Source organism: Streptomyces sp. HNM0574 (assembly GCF_012726235.1).
GTDB lineage: Bacteria > Actinomycetota > Actinomycetes > Streptomycetales > Streptomycetaceae > Streptomyces.
Genome location: NZ_JAASAH010000001.1, coordinates 250,289 through 267,333 on the forward strand (window position 1 = coordinate 250,289; position 17,045 = coordinate 267,333).

The 17,045-nt window shown below is 73.6% G+C and carries 16 protein-coding genes; 9 read left to right on the forward strand and 7 right to left on the reverse strand.

All coding sequences use genetic code 11. From position 1 onward, the window contains the following. Positions 1–305: 305 nt before the first annotated feature. The 5 genes from HCC30_RS00990 to HCC30_RS01010 all read left to right on the forward strand — a co-directional run bounded on the left by HCC30_RS00990 (position 306) and on the right by HCC30_RS01010 (position 4,777). Positions 306–1,325, forward strand: a complete 1,020-nt coding sequence (locus tag HCC30_RS00990) for an ABC transporter substrate-binding protein (RefSeq protein ID WP_346776444.1) — start codon at positions 306–308, stop codon at positions 1,323–1,325. Continuing rightward, a complete protein-coding gene (locus tag HCC30_RS00995; protein ID WP_169440012.1) occupies positions 1,322–2,230 on the forward strand; it encodes an ABC transporter ATP-binding protein in 909 nt (302 codons plus the stop codon). Before HCC30_RS00990 ends, HCC30_RS00995 begins: the two co-directional genes overlap by 4 nt. Next, positions 2,227–3,129, forward strand: a complete 903-nt coding sequence (locus HCC30_RS01000) for an ABC transporter permease (protein ID WP_169440013.1) — start codon at positions 2,227–2,229, stop codon at positions 3,127–3,129. The genes HCC30_RS00995 and HCC30_RS01000 overlap by 4 nt, the downstream gene beginning before the upstream one ends. A 45-nt stretch (positions 3,130–3,174) precedes the next feature. Beyond that, entirely contained in the window at positions 3,175–4,077 is a 903-nt protein-coding gene (locus HCC30_RS01005) for a TauD/TfdA family dioxygenase (RefSeq protein WP_169440014.1), read from the forward strand. Between the two features lie 106 nt (positions 4,078–4,183). Continuing rightward, complete coding sequence (locus HCC30_RS01010) at positions 4,184–4,777, forward strand: winged helix-turn-helix domain-containing protein (RefSeq protein ID WP_169440015.1); 594 nt, start codon at positions 4,184–4,186, stop codon at positions 4,775–4,777. Between the two features lie 114 nt (positions 4,778–4,891). On the opposite strand, the gene HCC30_RS01015 is transcribed toward HCC30_RS01010, so the two are convergent. Together HCC30_RS01015 and murG are read right to left on the reverse strand one after the other, a co-directional pair. Then, complete coding sequence (locus HCC30_RS01015; RefSeq protein ID WP_169440016.1) at positions 4,892–5,887, reverse strand: SDR family NAD(P)-dependent oxidoreductase; 996 nt, start codon at positions 5,885–5,887, stop codon at positions 4,892–4,894. Continuing rightward, positions 5,884–7,167: an undecaprenyldiphospho-muramoylpentapeptide beta-N-acetylglucosaminyltransferase gene (gene murG / locus HCC30_RS01020; protein WP_169440017.1), complete on the reverse strand. Its 1,284-nt coding sequence runs from the start codon at positions 7,165–7,167 to the stop codon at positions 5,884–5,886. Before murG ends, HCC30_RS01015 begins: the two co-directional genes overlap by 4 nt. Before the next feature lie 129 nt (positions 7,168–7,296). On the opposite strand from murG, the gene HCC30_RS01025 reads away from it, so the two are divergent. The 4 genes from HCC30_RS01025 (at position 7,297) to HCC30_RS01040 (ending at position 11,402) form a co-directional block, all read left to right on the forward strand. Then, entirely contained in the window at positions 7,297–8,046 is a 750-nt protein-coding gene (locus HCC30_RS01025; protein WP_169440018.1) for a response regulator transcription factor, read from the forward strand. Beyond that, entirely contained in the window at positions 8,043–9,461 is a 1,419-nt protein-coding gene (locus tag HCC30_RS01030; protein WP_169440019.1) for a HAMP domain-containing sensor histidine kinase, read from the forward strand. The genes HCC30_RS01025 and HCC30_RS01030 overlap by 4 nt, the downstream gene beginning before the upstream one ends. Before the next feature lie 202 nt (positions 9,462–9,663). Further along, positions 9,664–10,581 carry an LCP family protein gene (locus HCC30_RS01035; RefSeq protein WP_169440020.1) on the forward strand — a complete coding sequence of 306 codons (918 nt, stop codon included), beginning with the start codon at positions 9,664–9,666 and terminating at the stop codon, positions 10,579–10,581. Between the two features lie 53 nt (positions 10,582–10,634). Further along, entirely contained in the window at positions 10,635–11,402 is a 768-nt protein-coding gene (locus tag HCC30_RS01040; RefSeq protein WP_169440021.1) for an ATP-dependent Clp protease ATP-binding subunit, read from the forward strand. 20 nt (positions 11,403–11,422) lie between these two features. Here HCC30_RS01040 and HCC30_RS01045 read toward each other — a convergent pair whose 3' ends face one another. The 5 genes from HCC30_RS01045 to HCC30_RS01065 all read right to left on the reverse strand — a co-directional run bounded on the left by HCC30_RS01045 (position 11,423) and on the right by HCC30_RS01065 (position 17,045). Next, positions 11,423–12,208 (reverse strand): sirohydrochlorin chelatase, encoded by a 786-nt coding sequence (locus HCC30_RS01045; RefSeq protein ID WP_169440022.1) that lies wholly within the window; start codon positions 12,206–12,208, stop codon positions 11,423–11,425. A gap of 71 nt (positions 12,209–12,279) precedes the next feature. After that, a complete protein-coding gene (locus HCC30_RS01050) occupies positions 12,280–13,227 on the reverse strand; it encodes an ABC transporter permease (RefSeq protein WP_169440023.1) in 948 nt (315 codons plus the stop codon). Continuing rightward, a complete protein-coding gene (locus HCC30_RS01055; protein ID WP_169440024.1) occupies positions 13,214–14,080 on the reverse strand; it encodes an ABC transporter ATP-binding protein in 867 nt (288 codons plus the stop codon). The genes HCC30_RS01050 and HCC30_RS01055 overlap by 14 nt, the downstream gene beginning before the upstream one ends. 134 nt (positions 14,081–14,214) lie before the next feature. Next, a complete protein-coding gene (locus HCC30_RS01060; protein WP_169440025.1) occupies positions 14,215–15,309 on the reverse strand; it encodes an ABC transporter substrate-binding protein in 1,095 nt (364 codons plus the stop codon). A 365-nt stretch (positions 15,310–15,674) separates the two neighbouring features. Then, the gene (locus HCC30_RS01065) at positions 15,675–17,045 is read right to left on the reverse strand and encodes a GTP-binding protein (RefSeq protein WP_169440026.1); all 1,371 of its coding nucleotides are present in this window, start codon (positions 17,043–17,045) and stop codon (positions 15,675–15,677) included.

Below are 17,045 nucleotides of genomic sequence, written 5' to 3' on the forward strand. Positions count from 1 at the left end.
CTGTGCCGCCGGCCACTGAGTCGTGCCCGCGCGCCGTCACCGGCTGATTTCTCACCGCTCCTGACTCCACCCGCAGCATTCCGGCCGTTCAGCGGCTGACGAGCGGGCGTGGGCACCGGCTTTCCCCTCCGGGTGCCGCCGTTCTCCCGATGAACGCGGCACCCCGGTTTCCCCTGCCGTTTCCCGTCAATTCCCGGATTTCTCCGCGCCGTTCCCGTCCGCATTTCCGACGCTCCGTCCAGTGACGTGCCGAGCGTTCTCCGCGGCTGCCCGGGCGCGATTCCGCATACCCACGGAGCATTCCCGTGCGCAGCACTTCCCGACGAGATTTCCTCGTCCTGCTCGGCGCCGCGGCCGGTACGGCCGGCTGCGGCTCCGCCCTGGGCGGCGGCCCCAGGCCCACCTCCACCCTCCGGTACCAGGGCTGGGCCGGAGTCGTCACACCGGCCGAACTCGCCGAGGACCTGGGCTACCTGGGCGGCGTCACCCTCCAGTGGGTCGGCAACACCACCAGCGGCCCCCAGGACATCCAGTCGGCCGCCACCGGGGAGGTCGACTTCGGCGGGGCCTTCAACGGGGCCGTCGTGCGGATGGCCGCGGCCAAGGCCCCCGTGAAGGCCGTCATCAGCTACTACGGCACCGACGAGGAGCGCTACACCGGCTTCTACGTACGGGAGGACTCCGCCGTACGGGAGCCGCGCGACCTGATCGGCAAGAAGGTCGCCATGAACACCCTGGGCGGCCACTCCCAGGCGATGCTGGACACCTATCTGCGCAGACACGGTCTGGAACCGTCGCAGATCGATCAGGTCCAGCAGGTCGCGGTGCCGCCGGTGAACATCGAACAGTCCCTCAGGAAGGGGCAGATCGATGTCGCCGCACTCAGCGACATCACCCGGGACAAGCTGCTGGAGCGCGGCGGCGTCCGCGAACTCTTCAACGATCACGACATGCTGGGCAGCTTCAGCGCCGGCACCTACGTCATGGCCGACCGCTTCCTGGAGCTCAACCCGGAGACCTCCCGCACCTTCGTCACCGGCGTGGCACGGGCCCTGGAATGGGCGCGCGCGAGACCCCGCGAGGAGGTGATCGACCGGATGGTGCGCGTGGTCCGGCGCCGCAAGCGGAACGAGGACGCCGACCCGCTGCGCTACTTCCTCTCCTACGGCGTCGCCGGCACCGGCGGCCGTATCGCGGAGAAAGAGCTCACCGTCTGGGCCGACTGGCTCGCGGAACGCGGCGACATCAACCGTGACCGGTTCTCCGTCCGGGACATCTACACCAACGCCTACAACCGCTACCGGGCAGGGAGCCGAGCCGCATGACAGCGACGACAGAGGCGAGAGAGCGCACCGGAATCCGGCTGGAGGGCGTCGGCAAGACCTTTCCACCGCCCTCCGCGGCGTCCGGAGCACCGGGCCTGCGGCGGCTGCTGAGGCGCGGACGGGCGGGGCACGGCGGCGCGGAGGGGCGGAAACCGTCGCGGGTGACGGCGCTCACGGACATCGATCTGGACATCCCGGCGGGCGAGTTCACCGTCGTCGTCGGGCCGAGCGGCTGCGGGAAGTCCACCCTGCTCGACCTCCTCGGCGGGCTCAGCACCCCCACCTCGGGCCGCATCCTGCTCGACGGCCGGCCGGTCACCGGGCCCGGACTCGACCGGGGCATCGTCTTCCAGCAGTACGCGCTGCTGCCGTGGCGCACCGCCCTGGGCAACGTCGAGTTCGGCCTGGAGGCCACCGGCGTCCCGCGTGCGGAACGTACCGAACGTGCCATGGACGTGCTGGAGCTGGTCGGACTGTCCGGCTTCGAGGACCGGCACCCGCACGAGCTGTCCGGCGGTATGCGGCAGCGGGTCGCCATCGCCCGGAGCCTCGCCTACGACCCCGAAGTGCTGCTCATGGACGAGCCGTTCGCGGCGCTGGACGCGCAGACCCGCGAGTCGCTCCAGGAGGAGCTGCTGCGCATCTGGGAGCGCACCGGAAAGACCGTCGTCTTCATCACGCACGGCATCGACGAGGCGGTGCTCCTCGGTCAGCGCGTCGCCGTCCTCACCTCCCGCCCGGGGCGCCTCAAGGACGTCGTCACCGTCGGCCTGGGCAGCCGGACGGACGGCGGGGACGTGCGCTCCAGCGCGGAGTTCGCACGTCAGCGGCACCGGGTGTGGGAGCTGCTGCACGACGAGATCGCCACCGCGCACCGCCAGGAGAGGGAGCCGGAAACCCGATGACCGCCACCACCCGGAGCCGAACCGACGCTCCCCGCACCGCCGTTGACCCTCCTCGTCCCCCGCGCGCCGCCACCGCTCCTCTCCCCGGAGCGGAACGGCCCACCCTTCCTGCCACCCCGCTGTTCGCCGGTCTGTCCGGCGTGCTGCGGGCCGGGCTCACGCGGTCCGCCGCGGTGCTCGTGCTGCTCGCCGTGTGGGAGCTGGCACCGAGGCTCGCGCTGGTGGACCGTACGTTCCTGCCGCCGGTGTCCGAGGTGGCCGTCGCCTGGTGGGAACTCCTCCTCGACGGGCAGCTGCTGGAGGACACCGGCGCCAGCCTCGGCCGGTCGCTCACCGGTTTCGTGCTCGCCGTGCTCCTCGCCGTCCCGCTCGGGCTGCTGATCGGCTGGTACCGGCGCGCGGCCGACCTGCTCTCGCCCGTGCTGGAGATCTTCCGGAACACGGCGGCGCTGGCGCTGCTCCCGGTGTTCGTGCTGCTGCTCGGCATCGGTGAGACGTCGAAGGTGTCCATCGTGCTCTTCGCCTGCACCTGGCCCGTCCTGCTGAACACCATCAGTGCCGTGCGGAGCGTCGATCCGACGCTGCTCAGGCTGGCGGCCTCCATGGACCTGCCGCCGCTGCGGCTGTTCCAGAAGGTGATCCTGCCGGCCTCGGTGCCCACGGTCTTCACGGGCATCCGGCTGGCGGGCTCCTCGGCCGTCCTGGTGCTCGTCGCGGCCGAAATGGTGGGCTCCAAGGCCGGGTTGGGCTTCCTGATCAACAACTCGCAGTTCAACTTCGCCATCCCGCAGATGTACGCCGGGATCGTCACCATCTCCGCCGTCGGACTCGCCTTCAACCAGCTCCTCGTGGCCCTGGAACGCCGGTTCACCGCCGGCCGCCCCGAGGCACGGGGCTGACGCCCCACTGTCCGTACCTCCCGCACCTCCCGAGAGGAACACGTCATGACCAGTACCGCCTTCGACGTCCGCCGTGTCGGTGGCCGGATCGGTGCCGAGATCCTCGGCGTCGACCTGTCCGCCGAACTGGACACCGCCCTCGTCGCCGAACTGAACACCGCCCTGCTGGAGCACAAGGCGCTCTTCTTCCGCGGCCGGCACCTCCGGGACGAGGACCAGCTGCGGTTCGCCTCCCTCTTCGGCGAACTGACAGCGGCCCACCCCACCGTCCCCTCCGTGGAGGGACAGCCGCAGATCCTGCCCGTGGACGGCGGCGAGGGCATCCGGGCCAACCGCTGGCACACCGACGTCACCTTCGTGCGGACCCCGCCCAAGGCGAGCACCCTGCGCGGCCTCGTCGTCCCGCCGTACGGGGGCGACACGCTCATCGCCAACACGGCGGCCGCCTACGCCGACCTGCCCGAGCCGCTGCGGGAGTTCGCGGACCGGCTGTGGGCCGTCCACACCAATACGCACGACTACGCGGAGCCGAAGACGGAGGCCGCCGCCGAGCACCGCAGGGTGTTCACCTCCAGGAAGTGGGAGACCGCCCACCCGGTGGTCCGCGTGCACCCGGAGAGCGGTGAACGGGGCCTGTTCATCGGCGGGTTCGCGCAGCGGATCGTGGGGCTGGGCGCCGAGGAGTCCCGGGACGTGCTGCGCATCCTCCAGGCGTACGTCACCCGCCCCGAGAACATCGTGCGGTGGAGCTGGGAGCCCGGCGACCTGGTGCTCTTCGACAACCGCAGCACCCAGCACTACGCGCCCGACGACTACGGCGACCTGCCGCGCCGCCTGCACCGGGTGACCGTCGCCGGTGACGTGCCCGTCGGCGTCGACGGCGGGCGCAGCCGCATCGTGGAGGGCGACGCGGCGTCCCACTACACGCCCGCGCCCGCCGCCGCCTGAGCCGGGCCGGCCCGTGCACCACGGGCGCGGCGGCCCCCACACGCACCACCGCCGCGCCCGTTCCCGCCCCGCATCCCACGTCCCACAACCCCGAGGAGAGTCCCCCATGTCCGCACTTCCCGCAGCCGACGGCCGCCACCTCAGCGTCGTCCCCGGCGTCCGCTCCGCCCAGGCCCCCGCGCAGGGACGGCCGGACGGTGACGCCGCGCCGTCCTCGCCCGCGCCGCTGGTCGGCTATGTCGTCCTGGTGCCGGAGGGCACCGATCCCGCCGAACTCCTCGCCACCCAGGGCCTGCGCGCCGAGGTCCGCCCGCTGCTCCAGCCCGGCGAGGGCCCCGCCGCCCCGGCAGGGCGTCCCGCCGCCGTGACCACCGACGCCGGTCCGGTACCCGATCCGGCCGGGCCGCCGGGCGGCCTGCGGGTCGACCCCGTGCGGCACACCGCCGAGGTGGACGGTGCGCAACTGGACCTGACCTACCTGGAGTTCGAGCTGCTGGCCCACTTCGTCGCCCACCCGCAGCGCGTGCACACGCGGGACCATCTCGTCGCCACGCTCTGGGGCTACAGCCACATCGGCGACGGGCGCACCGTGGACGTCCACATCGCCCGGCTGCGGCGCAAGCTGGGGCCCGGACACCGCGACAGCATCGTCACCGTCCGCCGCGTCGGCTACAAGTACGTGCCGAGGACGGCCGAGTGAGCCCCGGGGACTGTCCCCGCCCCGCCTGTCCGCCCGACGTCCCCACGGCACACGGCTCGGCCCGTCACCGAAGACTCCGGTGACGGGCCGAGCCGTTTCGCTGCCGCCGGTCGGTCAGACCTGGTACCGCTGGGCGGCCGGGCGCCCGGTGACGTGCTCGGCGATCCAGCGCGAGGTCTCCGTCAGGCCGTCCCGGAGGGACATCTCCGGCCGCCAGCCGGAGAGTTCACGCGCGAGCCCGTTGTCCGAGAGCAGCCGCTCCACCTCGCTGCCGGCGGGCCGCAGCCTGGAGGTGTCGGTGACGATCCGCGCGGCGCTCCCGGTGATCTCGGTCAGGAGGGCGGCCAGGTCGCCGATGGAGATCTCCTCACCGGTGCCGAGGTTGACGGTACGGCCCACCGCGGCGGGGGCCTCGGCCAGCGCGAGGAACCCGGCCGCGGTGTCCGTGACGTAGGTGAAGTCCCGGGTGGGGGACGTCGAGCCGAGCCGTATCTCCTCGGCGCCCGCGTGCAGTTGGCGCAGGATCGCGGGGATGACGGCGCGTGCGGACTGGCGCGGACCGTAGGTGTTGAACGGGCGCACGACCGTCACCGGCAGCTCGAAGGCGTGCCAGTACGACAGCGCCATCATGTCCGCGCCGATCTTGGAGGCCGAGTACGGCGACTGCGGCTGGAGCGGGTGCGACTCGGAGATGGGCGCGGTGCGCGCGGTGCCGTACACCTCGCTGGTGGAGGTGTGCACCAGCCGGCCGACGGCGTGCCGCCGGCAGGCGGCGGCCACATGGTGCGTCCCGACCACGTTCGTCGCCACGTACGACTCGGGGGCGCGGTAGCTGTACGGGATGCCGATCAGCGCCGCCAGATGGAACACCGTGTCGCAGCCCGCGACGGCCTCGTCTACCACGCCCGCGTCCCGCACGTCGCCCGTGACGGCCTCCACCGTGCCGCTCTCCAGATGGTGGGCCAGAAAGCCGCGTTCCGCGTACGGCTTGTAGTGCGACAGGGCGCGGACGCGTGCACCGCGCCCGACGAGCAGGTCGACGAGTGCGCTGCCGATGAAGCCCTCGGCTCCGGTGACGAGAACCTTCCGGTTCTTCCAGTGGCCGTTCATGCGTGACTCCTTGTGCTGTCGGGGGTGGGGGCGGTCCGGGAGCACCGGGGCCGCGTGGGCGTTCCGGTGCGTCCCGTGGCCAGGTCGACGGCCCAGGCGGCGACGGACTCCGCGGCGCGCGCGTGGTCGTCGCGGCGGGCGAGGCGCGCCATCGTGCGCAGCCGCGCCGGGTCCGCGAGGAGCGGGCCGAGCGCCGCCTCCAGACCCGCCGCGTCCGTCTCCCCGTCCGGGAGGAGCAGCGCGGCGCCGGACGCGGCGAGCGCACCGGCGTTGCGGGTCTGGTGGTCGCCGGGCGCGTGCGGGTAGGGCACGAGGACGGAGGGCAGGCCGAGGTGCGTCAGCTCCGCGACAGTCGAGGCGCCGGCCCGGCACACGGCCACGTCGGCGGCCGCGTACGCCAGGTCCATGCGGTCCAGGTACGGCACGGCGGTGGCGGTCTTCTCGCCGCCGTTGCGGGCGAGTTCGGCGACGACGTCCGGGTGCCGCTCCGGGCCGGTCTTGATCAGCAGCCGGACGTCCTCGCGGCCCCGCCACCGCGCGGCCAGGCCGACGGCGGCGTCCGTGAGGCGGGTGGCGCCCAGGCTGCCGCCGTTCACCAGCACCAGCCGGCAGTCGCCCGGCAGCCCGAACCGGGCGCGGGCCCGGGCGCGCAGCTCCGCACGGTCCAGCCGCGCCACCGACTCCACCAGCGGCATGCCGACGACCCTGCGGTCCCGGCCGCCGGGGAGCTCGTGGCCCGCCTCGTCGAAGGCGAGCGCCACATGGTCGGTCAGCCGGGCGGCGAAGCGGTTGGCGCGGCCCGGCACGGCGTTCGACTCGTGCACCAGGCAGGGCACGCGCCCCATCCGGGCCCCCAGCACGGCGGGCGCGGACGGATAGCCGCCCATCCCGATCACCACCTGTGCGCCGGTGCGGCGGAGGACGCCGCGGGCCTGCGCACCGGCGCGCAGCAGGTCGGCGGGGAGCCCGAAGCGCCGTACCCCGAGCGACCGGTCGAAGGGGATCATGTCGACCGTGTGCAGCGGGAATCCGGCGCCGGGCACGAGTTCGGTCTCCAGTCCGCGCTCGGTCCCGATGAACGCCACGCGGCAGTCCGGCACCGCGCGGCGCAGTGCCTCGGCCACGGCGATGCCGGGATAGATGTGTCCTCCGGTGCCGCCCGCGCCGATGACGACGGACAGTGCCGGAGCTTTCCGGGGCGAGGGCCCGGGTGCGGACAGGGCGCGCGGCGTGTGCGCGGCGGGGCCCCGGCATCCGGTGTTCGCGGTGTGTGCAGCCATGCCACAGGACGGTGACCGTGCAGCCTGAGAGGAACCTGAGACCCCGGAGGGGGTCGTCTAAGGTGCAGATCCTCCGCCCACCCGCCCGTCCGCGGGCGCCGCCCCGGCGGCCCGGAAGAAAGCCGGCGCATGACTCACAGTCCGCACCCGAACCCGCCAGCCCAGCCCTCCCCGTTCTCGCCTCCGCCCGGCGAGGGGCACAAGGTGCTCGTCGTCGACGACGACCCCGAGGTCGCGGAGGCCATCGGAGCGGCCCTGGAGACCGAGGGCTACCGCGTGCACCTGGCGTACGACGGCGCGGAGGCCCTCCAGACGGTGGGCAACTGGGGCCCGGACGCGGTCCTCCTCGACCTGCTGATGCCCCGGCTGGACGGACTCGCCGTCTGCCGCAGGCTGCGCGCCCTCGGCGACCGCATCCCGATCCTCGTGGTGACCGCGCGGGACCGGGCCGGCGACCGGGTGGACGGCCTCGACGCCGGGGCCGACGACTACCTGAGCAAGCCCTTCGACGTGGCCGAACTCCTGGCCCGGCTGCGGGCCCTGGTCCGCCGCGCCTACCCGGAACCCCCGGCCGAACTCACCGTCGGCGACCTGTCCCTGCGCGCCGAGACGCGCAGCGGGCGGCGTGCGGGACGGCAGATGGACTTCACGCGCACCGAGTACGCCGTCCTCGATCTGCTCATGCGGAACGCCGGGAACGTCGTCCCGAGGGACGTGATCATGGATCACGTGTGGGGCTGGGACTTCGGCCCGGCCGCCAACTCCCTGGAGGTGTACATCGGTTACCTGCGCCGCAAGCTGGAGGCCGGGGGAGAGCCGCGGCTGATCCACACGGTGCGGGGCGTGGGCTACCGGCTGGACGCCGTGGAGCGGGCGTGAGCGGGGAGCGCGGGCGGCGGGTGGCGCTGCGGACCCGCCTCGCGGTGGTGACGTCCGCCGCCGTGGCGCTCGTCGTCGTTCTCACCAGCCTCGCCGCGTTCCTCGCCGTGCGGCACGAACTGGGGCGGCAGCTGGACCGCAACCTCGCCTCGGAGGCGGCCCGGGTGCGGGCGCAGGCGAAGGATCCGGAGGCGTGGTGGCCGTCCGGCTCCTGCCGGTACGCGGGCGGGCCGGCGTGCATCCAGGCCGTCGACGCCGACGGGGACGTGGTCACCGAGGGCGACGAAACCCTCCCCGTGGACGAGGGCGCCCGGCAGGTCGCGAGCGGCCGGCGCGGCGCGTACTACCGGGACATCACCCTGTTCGGCCGCCCCGTACGGCTGCTGACCGCGCCGATCCCGCACGACCGCGCGGTGCAGATCGGGCTGCGCTCCGATCCGGCGGACCGGGCGCTGCTCCGGGTGGGCGCGGTGCTCCTCGTCGTCAGCGTGGGCGGTGTGCTGCTGGCCGGGCTGCTGGGCTGGGCCATCGCGCGGCACGGGCTGCGGCCGGTGGGGCGGCTGACGGCGACCGCCGAGCGGATCGCCGCGACGCGGGACGCGAGCACGCCCATCGAGGTCACCGGCGCCGACGAACTCGCCCGGCTGGCGGCCTCGTTCAACACCATGCTGGCCGAACTGGACGCCTCGGTGACCGCGCAGCGGCGGCTCGTCGCGGACGCCTCGCACGAGCTGCGCACCCCGCTGACGAGCCTGCGCACCAACATCGCCGTCCTCGCCCGCGCCGACCGGATCAGCGAGGCGCAACGCGACCGCGCGCTGGACGCGCTGGACCGCGAACTGACGGAGATGACCGGCCTGGTGCGCGATCTGGTCGACCTGGCACGGGGCGAAGAACCGGCCGCGCTGCTGGAGGACGTCCCCCTGGTGCCGCTCACCGCCCACTGCGTACGGACGGCCGAACGGCACTGGCCGGACGTCACCTTCCACCTGCACACACCCGCGGACGGAAGTGGTTCAGCCACTGGGCCGGTGAGTGGCTCAGCCAGTGGGCCGGTGGAGGCCGCCGTCGTCAGCGGGTTGCCGGCCCGGCTGGAGCGGCTGATCGGCAACCTGCTCGACAACGCGGCCAAGTTCAGCCCGGACGGCGGCGCCGTCGAGGTCGCCGTGTCCGAGGAGCCGGGCGACTGGATCGAGCTGACGGTCCGGGACCACGGTCCCGGCATCGCGGACGAGGACCTGCCGCACCTGTTCGACCGCTTCTACCGGTCCCGTTCGGCGCGCGCCCTGCCCGGCTCCGGCCTCGGCCTCGCGATGGCCCGGCAGATCGCCCTCTCGCACGGCGCCACCCTCACCGCGGCCAACCACCCCGCGGGCGGCGCCCACTTCACCCTCCGTATCCCGTCCGCCGTCTGAGCCGCCCCGGCGCCGCCCGCGCCGTCTCAGGTTCTTCTCAGCCTCGGTCTCCAGCGTGGGGCACCTCACCGCCCCACTCGCTCCGGAGGTGCCGATGCGCGCACGCGAACCAGGTCACGGGACACGGGACGGGCGCGGACGCAGCAGGCACGCGCGTCCGCGCCGCAGGCCCCGCCGCCGTACGCTGCGGACCGCCGGAGCCGTGGCACTGGCCCTCATGGTGCTCGCGGGCGGACTGGCGTACTGGAAGCTCGGTGCGGGGCTGCGCACCGTCGACGTCAACGGGCTGCTGGGCGACCGCCCTTCGCACCGGGACGGCGACGGCTCGGTGAACATCCTGCTCATGGGCAGCGACACCCGCGGCGACGGCAACGGCGCGTACGCGGGAGGCGCGGACGACGGCGCCCGCTCCGACACCACCGTCCTGCTGCACGTCGCGGCCGGCCGGAAGCGGGCCACCGCGGTCAGCATCCCCCGCGACACGGTGGTGGACCGCCCGCGCTGCCGGACGGCGGAGGGGAGGACGGTGCCCGGATCGGCCCACGAACCGTTCAACTACGCCTTCGCGTACGGGGGTCCGGCCTGCACCGTGGCCACGGTGGAGCACGTCACGGGCCTGCCCGTGGACCATTTCGCGGTGCTCGAATTCCGGGGGATGGCGGCGCTGACCGACGCCGTGGGCGGCGTCGAGGTGGACGTGCCCGACGGGATAGCGCCCGGTTACGGGGTCGATCTGGAGCCGGGGAAGCGCCGGCTGGACGGCAGGCAGGCGGTGGCCTTCCTGCGCCTGCGGCACGTCGGAAAGGACCAGAGCGACCTCCGGCGGATCGAGCGGCAGCAGGAGTTCTTCTCCGGCTTCGCCCGCGCGGCCCGGAGCAGCGCCGTACTGACCCGGCCGGACCGGCTGACGGAGCTGATGGACGCCACCGGCAGGGCCGTGGTGACCGACGAGGAGCTGGGCAGCCCCTCGGCCCTGGTCGCGCTGGCCTGGAAACTGCGCGGGCTCGACCCCGACCGCATCCGGTACCTCACACCGGAGCTGGAGCCGGACCCGGACAACCCCCGCGCCTGGGTCCGGTTCGCGGACAGCGCGTCCGGTCTGTGGCGCTCCCTCCGATGACCGGACGTCAACCGACGGTTGACGTCACGAGGGGGTCAACCTACGGTTGACGCATGGATGACTCGACGCGGAATCCGACCCGACTCACGCATCCCGTACGGCTCGACGACCTGATCGCGGCCATCAGGGCGTCCCACGACACCACCCTCGACCAGCTCTCCGGGGCGGTCGTCGCGGCCGACCACCTCGGTGAGGTCGCCGACCACCTCATCGGCCACTTCGTCGACCAGGCCCGCAGGTCCGGCGCCTCCTGGACGGAGATCGGGCGCAGCCTGGGCGTCACCAAACAGGCGGCGCAGAAGCGCTTCGTCCCCAAGGACGAGCCGTCCGGACCGGACCCCTCGCAGGGCTTCGGCCGCTTCACCGACCGGGCGCGGAACGTCGTCGTCGCGGCGCAGAACGAGGCCGGCGCGGCGGGCGGCCGGGAGATCTCCCCGGAGCACCTGCTCCTCGGGCTGCTCTCCGAACCCGGGTCCCTGGCGTTCCGGGCGCTCACCGCCCGAAGCCTCACCCCGGACGCCGTCCGGGAAGCCGCCACCGAGCGGCTCCCCGCACCCTCGGGCGAGCCCGTCCCCGAGCTGATCCCGTTCGACGCGGGGGCGAAGAAGGCGCTGGAGCTCACCTTCCGCGAGGCGCTGCGGCTGGGCCACCAGTACGTCGGCACCGAGCACATCCTGCTCGCCCTCCTCGAACTGGAGGACGGGCAGGGCACGTTGTCCGGTCTCGGCCTCGGCAAGAGCGCCGTGGAGCACACCGTCGGCGAACTGCTCACCGCCCTCGCCGCCGAACGCGCCAAGCGTCCCACCGAACCGGGGCACTGACCCCGGGCGCGCGCCCCGGCTCAGGCGCTGAGCGCCCCCGCGGCGGCCGGCTGCCGCAGCGGTGTCGTCGCAAGGGTCTGCGTGTAGCGCAGCGCGAGCAGAGCGGCGAGTTGGGGGCAGTCGCCGAGCACGGGGGCCAGGACGTCGGCGCCCGCCTCCCGCGCACCCGCGGCGATGCGGTCGGGCAGGAAACCGGGCGCGATGACGTACGGAGCGACCACCACACGGCCGACGCCGTCCGCGCGCAGTGCGCGTACCGCGTCGGCCGTGCGGGGAAGGGAAGCGGAGGCGAAAGCAGGTCGCACGGTGCACCAATCAGCTGTGCGCCGCCACTCCCGCGCGGTTTCAGCGATGACTGCGATCGCCTCCGGGTCTGAGGATCCCGCCGAGGCCAGCACGACGCCGGTGGACGGCTCCGTGCCCGGCCGCACCCCGGCCTCGCGCAGGCGCCGCTCCAGCGCCGAGACGAGCAGCGGATGCGGCCCGAGGACGGGGGCCTGACGGATGGTGAGACCGGGCAGCGCGTCCGTCACCTCACGCAGCACGGACGGGATGTCCGACTTGGCGTGGAAGGCGCGCGTCAACAGCAGCGGGAGCGCGACGACTTCGCGTACGCCCTCGCGGTACAGCCGGCGCAGCACGCGCGGCACGGTCTCGGTGTGGAAGTCCAGATGGCCGACCTCGACCCGGAGCCCGCGGTGCATCGCCCGCACCCGCGCGCAGAGCGCGGCGACGGTCGCGGCGTGCCGGGGGTCGCGGCTGCCGTGGGCGATGACCACGAGTGCGGGCCGGGTCGTGTCGTACATGGTGAGCGGTTTCCGTTCTCCTGCGGCTGCGGCTGCGGCTGCGGCTGCGGTTCGGTCGGATGCGGCGGTGGTCAGGGGGCGTTGCCCAGCAGTCCCCGGTTGCGCAGGACGCGGCGTTCGACCGGCGCGAAGAGGAGCAGCTCGATACCGATGCCGACGAGCAGGATCAACAGGATCGCGCCGAGTACGAGTGGCATGTCCTGGAACGCCCGCCCGGTCTCCAGCAACTGGCCCAGCCCCGCGCCCAGTTCGGGCGAGGTCGCGATCAGCTCGGCCGCCATGAGCGAGCGCCACGAGAACGCCCACCCCTGCTTGAGCCCCGAGATGTACCCCGGCAGCGCGGCGGGGAGCAGCACGTGCCGGACGCCGCGGAGACCGGTGGCGCCGATGACCTTGCCGGCGCGCAGATGCAGCGGCTGGATCCGGTCGACGCCCGACACCAGACCGTTCGCGATGGACGGCACGGCGCCGAGCAGCACCACGGCGTAGATGGTGGCGTCCGTCAGCCCGAACCAGATGATCGCCGCCGGGACCCAGGCCACCGACGGCAGCGACTGGAGCCCGGACAGGATCGGACCGATCGCCGCCCGTACCGGCCTGACCCGGGCCACCAGCAGGCCCAGCGGCGTCCCCAGGGCGACCGCGACCAGGAAGCCCAGCGCGCCGCGCGAGATGCTCTGCCAGATGATCTGCAGGATCGTGCCCTTGTACCACTCCTCGGCGAGGGCGTCCCACACCATGAGCGGACTCGGCAGCTGGTGCGGCTCCTTGAGATGCAGCGCGAAGGCCAGCTGCCACAGGCCCAGTACGAGCACGACCGCGAGGAGCGGGGGCAGCACCTTGGAGCGCAGGATCTCGCTCACCGGGACGCGTGCCGCGGTGTGCGACTCCAGGGCGTCGAGCCCCGCCTCCAGCCCGGCGAGATCACCGGCCGCTTCCTGCCCGCCGTCCGCTGGGGCCGCGGCGCCGTCGGACGCGCGGTCCGTCCTGGTTCCGGGCTCGGTGTCAGTGCTGGCCATGGCGGCGGATCTCCCCCCTGAGCTGTTCGGTGATCTCTACGGACAGGCCGGCGACGTCCGCGTCCTCGATGCGCCGCGGCTGCGGGAAGCCGACCTGCCACTCGCGGGCCACGCGCCCGGGGCGGGAGGAGAGCAGCACGACGCGTTCGGCGAGACGCACCGCCTCCCTGACGTTGTGGGTGACGAAGAGGACGGAGACGTTCGTCTCGGCCCAGATGCGGGTGAGTTCCTCGTGCAGCACGTCCCGCGTGATGGCGTCCAGCGCGGCGAACGGCTCGTCCATCAGCAGCAGCCGGCTGTCCTGCGCGAGCGCGCGGGCGAGGGCGACGCGCTGGCGCATGCCGCCGGACAGCTGGTGCACGCGCTTGCCGTGCGCGCCCTTCAGCCGCACCAGCTCCAGCAGGCGCTCGGCCTCCTCCCGGCGGTCGCCCTTGGCCACCCCGCGCATCTTGAGGGCCAGTTCGACGTTCTTGCCCGCGGTGAGCCACGGGAACAGCGCGTGCTCCTGGAACATCAGCGCGGGCCTGCCGCCGGGGACGTCGATGGTGCCGGAGGTCGGCTTGTCGAGCCCCGCGACCTGGTTCAGCAGGGTCGACTTGCCGCAGCCCGAGGCGCCCAGCAGCGTCACGAACTCGCCCGGCGCGACGTCCAGACTGATGTCGTCCAGCACCAGCTGCTCGGCGCCGGGGCGGCCGAAGGATTTGGAGACACGGTCCAGACGGACCGCGTACGGGGCGTCGGCGCGCGCCCCCTCGGTTCCGGGAGCGGCGGACGCGCGGCTCCCGGCGGCTGCCGTGGCAGTGGTGTGGTGCTCCGGGGCCTGGGGCTCGCTGCTGAGCGTGGTGCTGGGCATCGCTGTCACCTCCGGTGCGGTGTGCGGCTACGGGTGAAGTGCGGTACGGGCGGGCGGAGTCGGCGGTGGGGCGTGCCGCCCGGCGTGCGGCGGGGGAGTCGGGCTCCCGGGGGAGCGGGGTGCGGAAGCTGTGGTCAGGGGCCCTTCTGGAGGCCCGCGTCGTCCACGGGCGGCCTGCCGTCGTCCCGCAGCACCGCGTTGAGCGGCCGCAGGTCGTAGATCCCGTCGATCCGGTCGGAGTCCGCGAGGCCGGTGGCCTCCGCGTGCTCGGCCTGCCGCTTGAGCGTCGAGGCCAGCGGGTCGTCGGTGATCTCGATGTTCCGGAACGCGCGGTCCAGGACGGGGCGCGGCAGGGGCTTGCCCGCGTCCCGCTCCAGCGCGGTGTTGAGCCGCTCCTTCGCCTCCGAAGGGTGCGCGCGGATCCACGCGTTGGTGCGCACGGAACCGCGGAGCACCGCCTCGACGGCGTCGGGGTGCTCCTTCAGGAAGTCCTGCCGCACCACCAGATGCGTGGTGACGAACCGGCCCTCGTCCCAGAGCTCCTTCTCGTCCAGCAGCACCTTGCCGCCCTTCGCGACGAGTGCCGAGGCGGTCGGCTCCGGGACCCAGGCCCCGTCCACCCCGCCCTGCTGGAAGGTCGTCGGGATCTCCTTGTTGTCCTGGCGGAGGACGGAGACGTCGCCCTCGCCGGTCCGCGCGTCGACCTTCAGGCCCCGCTCGGCGAGGTGGTGGAGCAGCGCCACGTCCTGGGTGTTGCCGAGCTGCGGGGTGGCGATCCGCTTGCCCTTCAGGTCGTCCGCCGACTTCACCCGGTCCGGGTCGACGACGAGCGAGGCGCCGCCGGAGGTGGCACCGGAGACGATCCGCAGGTTCTTCCCGCGCGCCTGGAGATAGCCGTTGACCGTCGGCGAGGGACCGACCCACGCCATGTCCACGGCCTTGGCGTTGAGCGCCTCCACCGCGGAGGGGCCGGCGTTGAACACCTGCGTGGTGACCCGGGTGCCGCCCAGCTCCTCGGGGATCGCACCGCCGGTACGCAGCCCCACCAGGGGCGTCGCGTGTGTGACGTTCGCGAAGTAGCCCAGCCGCACCTGGTCGAGACCGTCCGTCTTCGGCCCCTTGCCCGGCGCGGGCCCGCCGCTGTCGGGGACCGGCTTCGAGCCGTAGCCGCAGCCGGTGAGCAGCAGCGGAACGGTGACCAGGGCGACGGCCGCCACGAGGGCGCGCACGGGACGTGCGAGCCGCGGAGGGCGGCGGGACGGTCGGGATCGGCCTGGTGCGGTCACGGGGCGGGTCCTCTCAGCGGGGCGGGCGGTACGGCGGCGGGCGCGAGGGATGACGGGCGACGCCGGTGCGGGCGGCGGCCGTTGACGGCACCGGCGACGCCTGAGACGTCACCGGCACCGCCGTCGCCCTCGGCGGCACGGTCAGCGGCAGCATCGGCCGACCCCGCCCTGGCCGCTGCCGCGCATCCCGCTGCCGATCCGGCCGCCGGTCTGGTCGAACGTGGAGAAGACCTCCGTGGAGAGCAGCCTCCTCCCGGAGTTCCGCGCCCCCGGCACGCAACCCCGACCGCTCGCCGCCGCCCGCATGCTCAGAAGTCCCAGCCGTCGTCGTCCGCGCCGCCGGCCTCGTCCGCCGCTTCGCGGGCGCCCTGCGCGGCGTCGGCGAAGGCGCGGCCCGCCATGCCGGCGGTGAGCGTGGTGCCGTCGGAGGGGTCGATCAGGAGGAAGGAACCGGTGCGCCGCGAGTCGGTGTAGTGGTCCACGGGCAGCGGTTCGGCCGTGCGCACCACCACCCGGCCGATGTCGTTGGCCTCCAGCGCACCCGGCTCCGGGTGCTGGGAGAGGTCGTCGAGGGTGAGCCGGGAGGGGATCTCCTTGACGATCGCCTTGACCGTCCGGGTGGTGTGCTTCAGCAGCACCCGCGCCCCCGGCCGCAGCGGGCTGTCGGAGAGGTGGCACACGGTCGCGGTCAGGTCCTGGGTGGGACGCACGGCCGCGTCCACCGGGACGATCATGTCGCCCCGGGAGATGTCGAGTTCGTCCTCCAGCAGGACGGTCACCGACTGCGGCGCCCACGCCTCGTCGACCGACTGACCCAGTGCGTCGATTCCGGCGATGACGGAGGTGCGGCCCGAGGGCAGCACGGTGACCTCCTGGCCGACCCGGAGCACGCCCGAGGCGACCTGGCCCGCGTAGCCGCGGTAGTCCGGGTGCTCGGCTGTCTGCGGGCGGATCACGTACTGGACGGGGAAGCGCGCGGGGTCCTCGCCCGGGTCGTCGGTGACGGCGACGGTCTCCAGGTGCTCCAGCACCGTCGGCCCGCCGTACCAGTCCATGTGCGCCGAGGGCGTCACCACGTTGTCGCCGACCAGCGCCGAGATGGGGACGGCGGTCACCTCGGGGACGCCGAGCGAGGCGGCGTACTCGGTGAACTCCCGCGCGATACGGGCGAACACGGCCTCCTCGTAGTCCACCAGGTCCATCTTGTTGACGGCCAGGACGACGTGCGGCACCCGCAGCAGCGCGGCCACGGCGGCGTGCCGCCGGGTCTGCTCCACCACGCCGTTGCGGGCGTCCACCAGGACGACGGCCAGCTCGGCGGTGGAGGCTCCGGTGACCATGTTCCGGGTGTACTGCACGTGGCCCGGGGTGTCGGCCAGGATGAACCGCCGCTTGGGCGTGGCGAAGTAGCGGTAGGCGACATCGATGGTGATGCCCTGCTCCCGCTCGGCGCGCAGCCCGTCGGTGAGCAGCGCCAGGTCCGGCGCGTCCTGACCGCGGCCGAGGGAGGCGCGTTCGACGGCCTCCAACTGGTCGGAGAGGACGGACTTGGAGTCGTGCAGCAGCCGGCCGACGAGGGTCGACTTGCCGTCGTCGACGCTGCCCGCCGTGGCGAAGCGCAGCAGGGAGGTGGCGGCCAGGGCGTCCGCCACCGCGGGGGTGGTCTCGGATGCGGTCAT

Bases quoted from the DNA above. Each gene is read 5' to 3' on its own strand.
- HCC30_RS01065 (WP_169440026.1), bottom strand. From the start codon at position 17,045: ATGACCGCATCCGAGACCACCCCCGCGGTGGCGGACGCCCTGGCCGCC.
- HCC30_RS01055 (WP_169440024.1), bottom strand. From the start codon at position 14,080: ATGCCCAGCACCACGCTCAGCAGCGAGCCCCAGGCCCCGGAGCACCAC.
- HCC30_RS01015 (WP_169440016.1), bottom strand. From the start codon at position 5,887: ATGAACGGCCACTGGAAGAACCGGAAGGTTCTCGTCACCGGAGCCGAG.
- HCC30_RS01050 (WP_169440023.1), bottom strand. From the start codon at position 13,227: ATGGCCAGCACTGACACCGAGCCCGGAACCAGGACGGACCGCGCGTCC.
- HCC30_RS01000 (WP_169440013.1), top strand. From the start codon at position 2,227: ATGACCGCCACCACCCGGAGCCGAACCGACGCTCCCCGCACCGCCGTT.
- HCC30_RS01045 (WP_169440022.1), bottom strand. From the start codon at position 12,208: ATGTACGACACGACCCGGCCCGCACTCGTGGTCATCGCCCACGGCAGC.
- HCC30_RS01040 (WP_169440021.1), top strand. From the start codon at position 10,635: ATGGATGACTCGACGCGGAATCCGACCCGACTCACGCATCCCGTACGG.
- HCC30_RS01005 (WP_169440014.1), top strand. From the start codon at position 3,175: ATGACCAGTACCGCCTTCGACGTCCGCCGTGTCGGTGGCCGGATCGGT.
- HCC30_RS01010 (WP_169440015.1), top strand. From the start codon at position 4,184: ATGTCCGCACTTCCCGCAGCCGACGGCCGCCACCTCAGCGTCGTCCCC.
- murG (WP_169440017.1), bottom strand. From the start codon at position 7,167: ATGGCTGCACACACCGCGAACACCGGATGCCGGGGCCCCGCCGCGCAC.
- HCC30_RS00995 (WP_169440012.1), top strand. From the start codon at position 1,322: ATGACAGCGACGACAGAGGCGAGAGAGCGCACCGGAATCCGGCTGGAG.
- HCC30_RS01025 (WP_169440018.1), top strand. From the start codon at position 7,297: ATGACTCACAGTCCGCACCCGAACCCGCCAGCCCAGCCCTCCCCGTTC.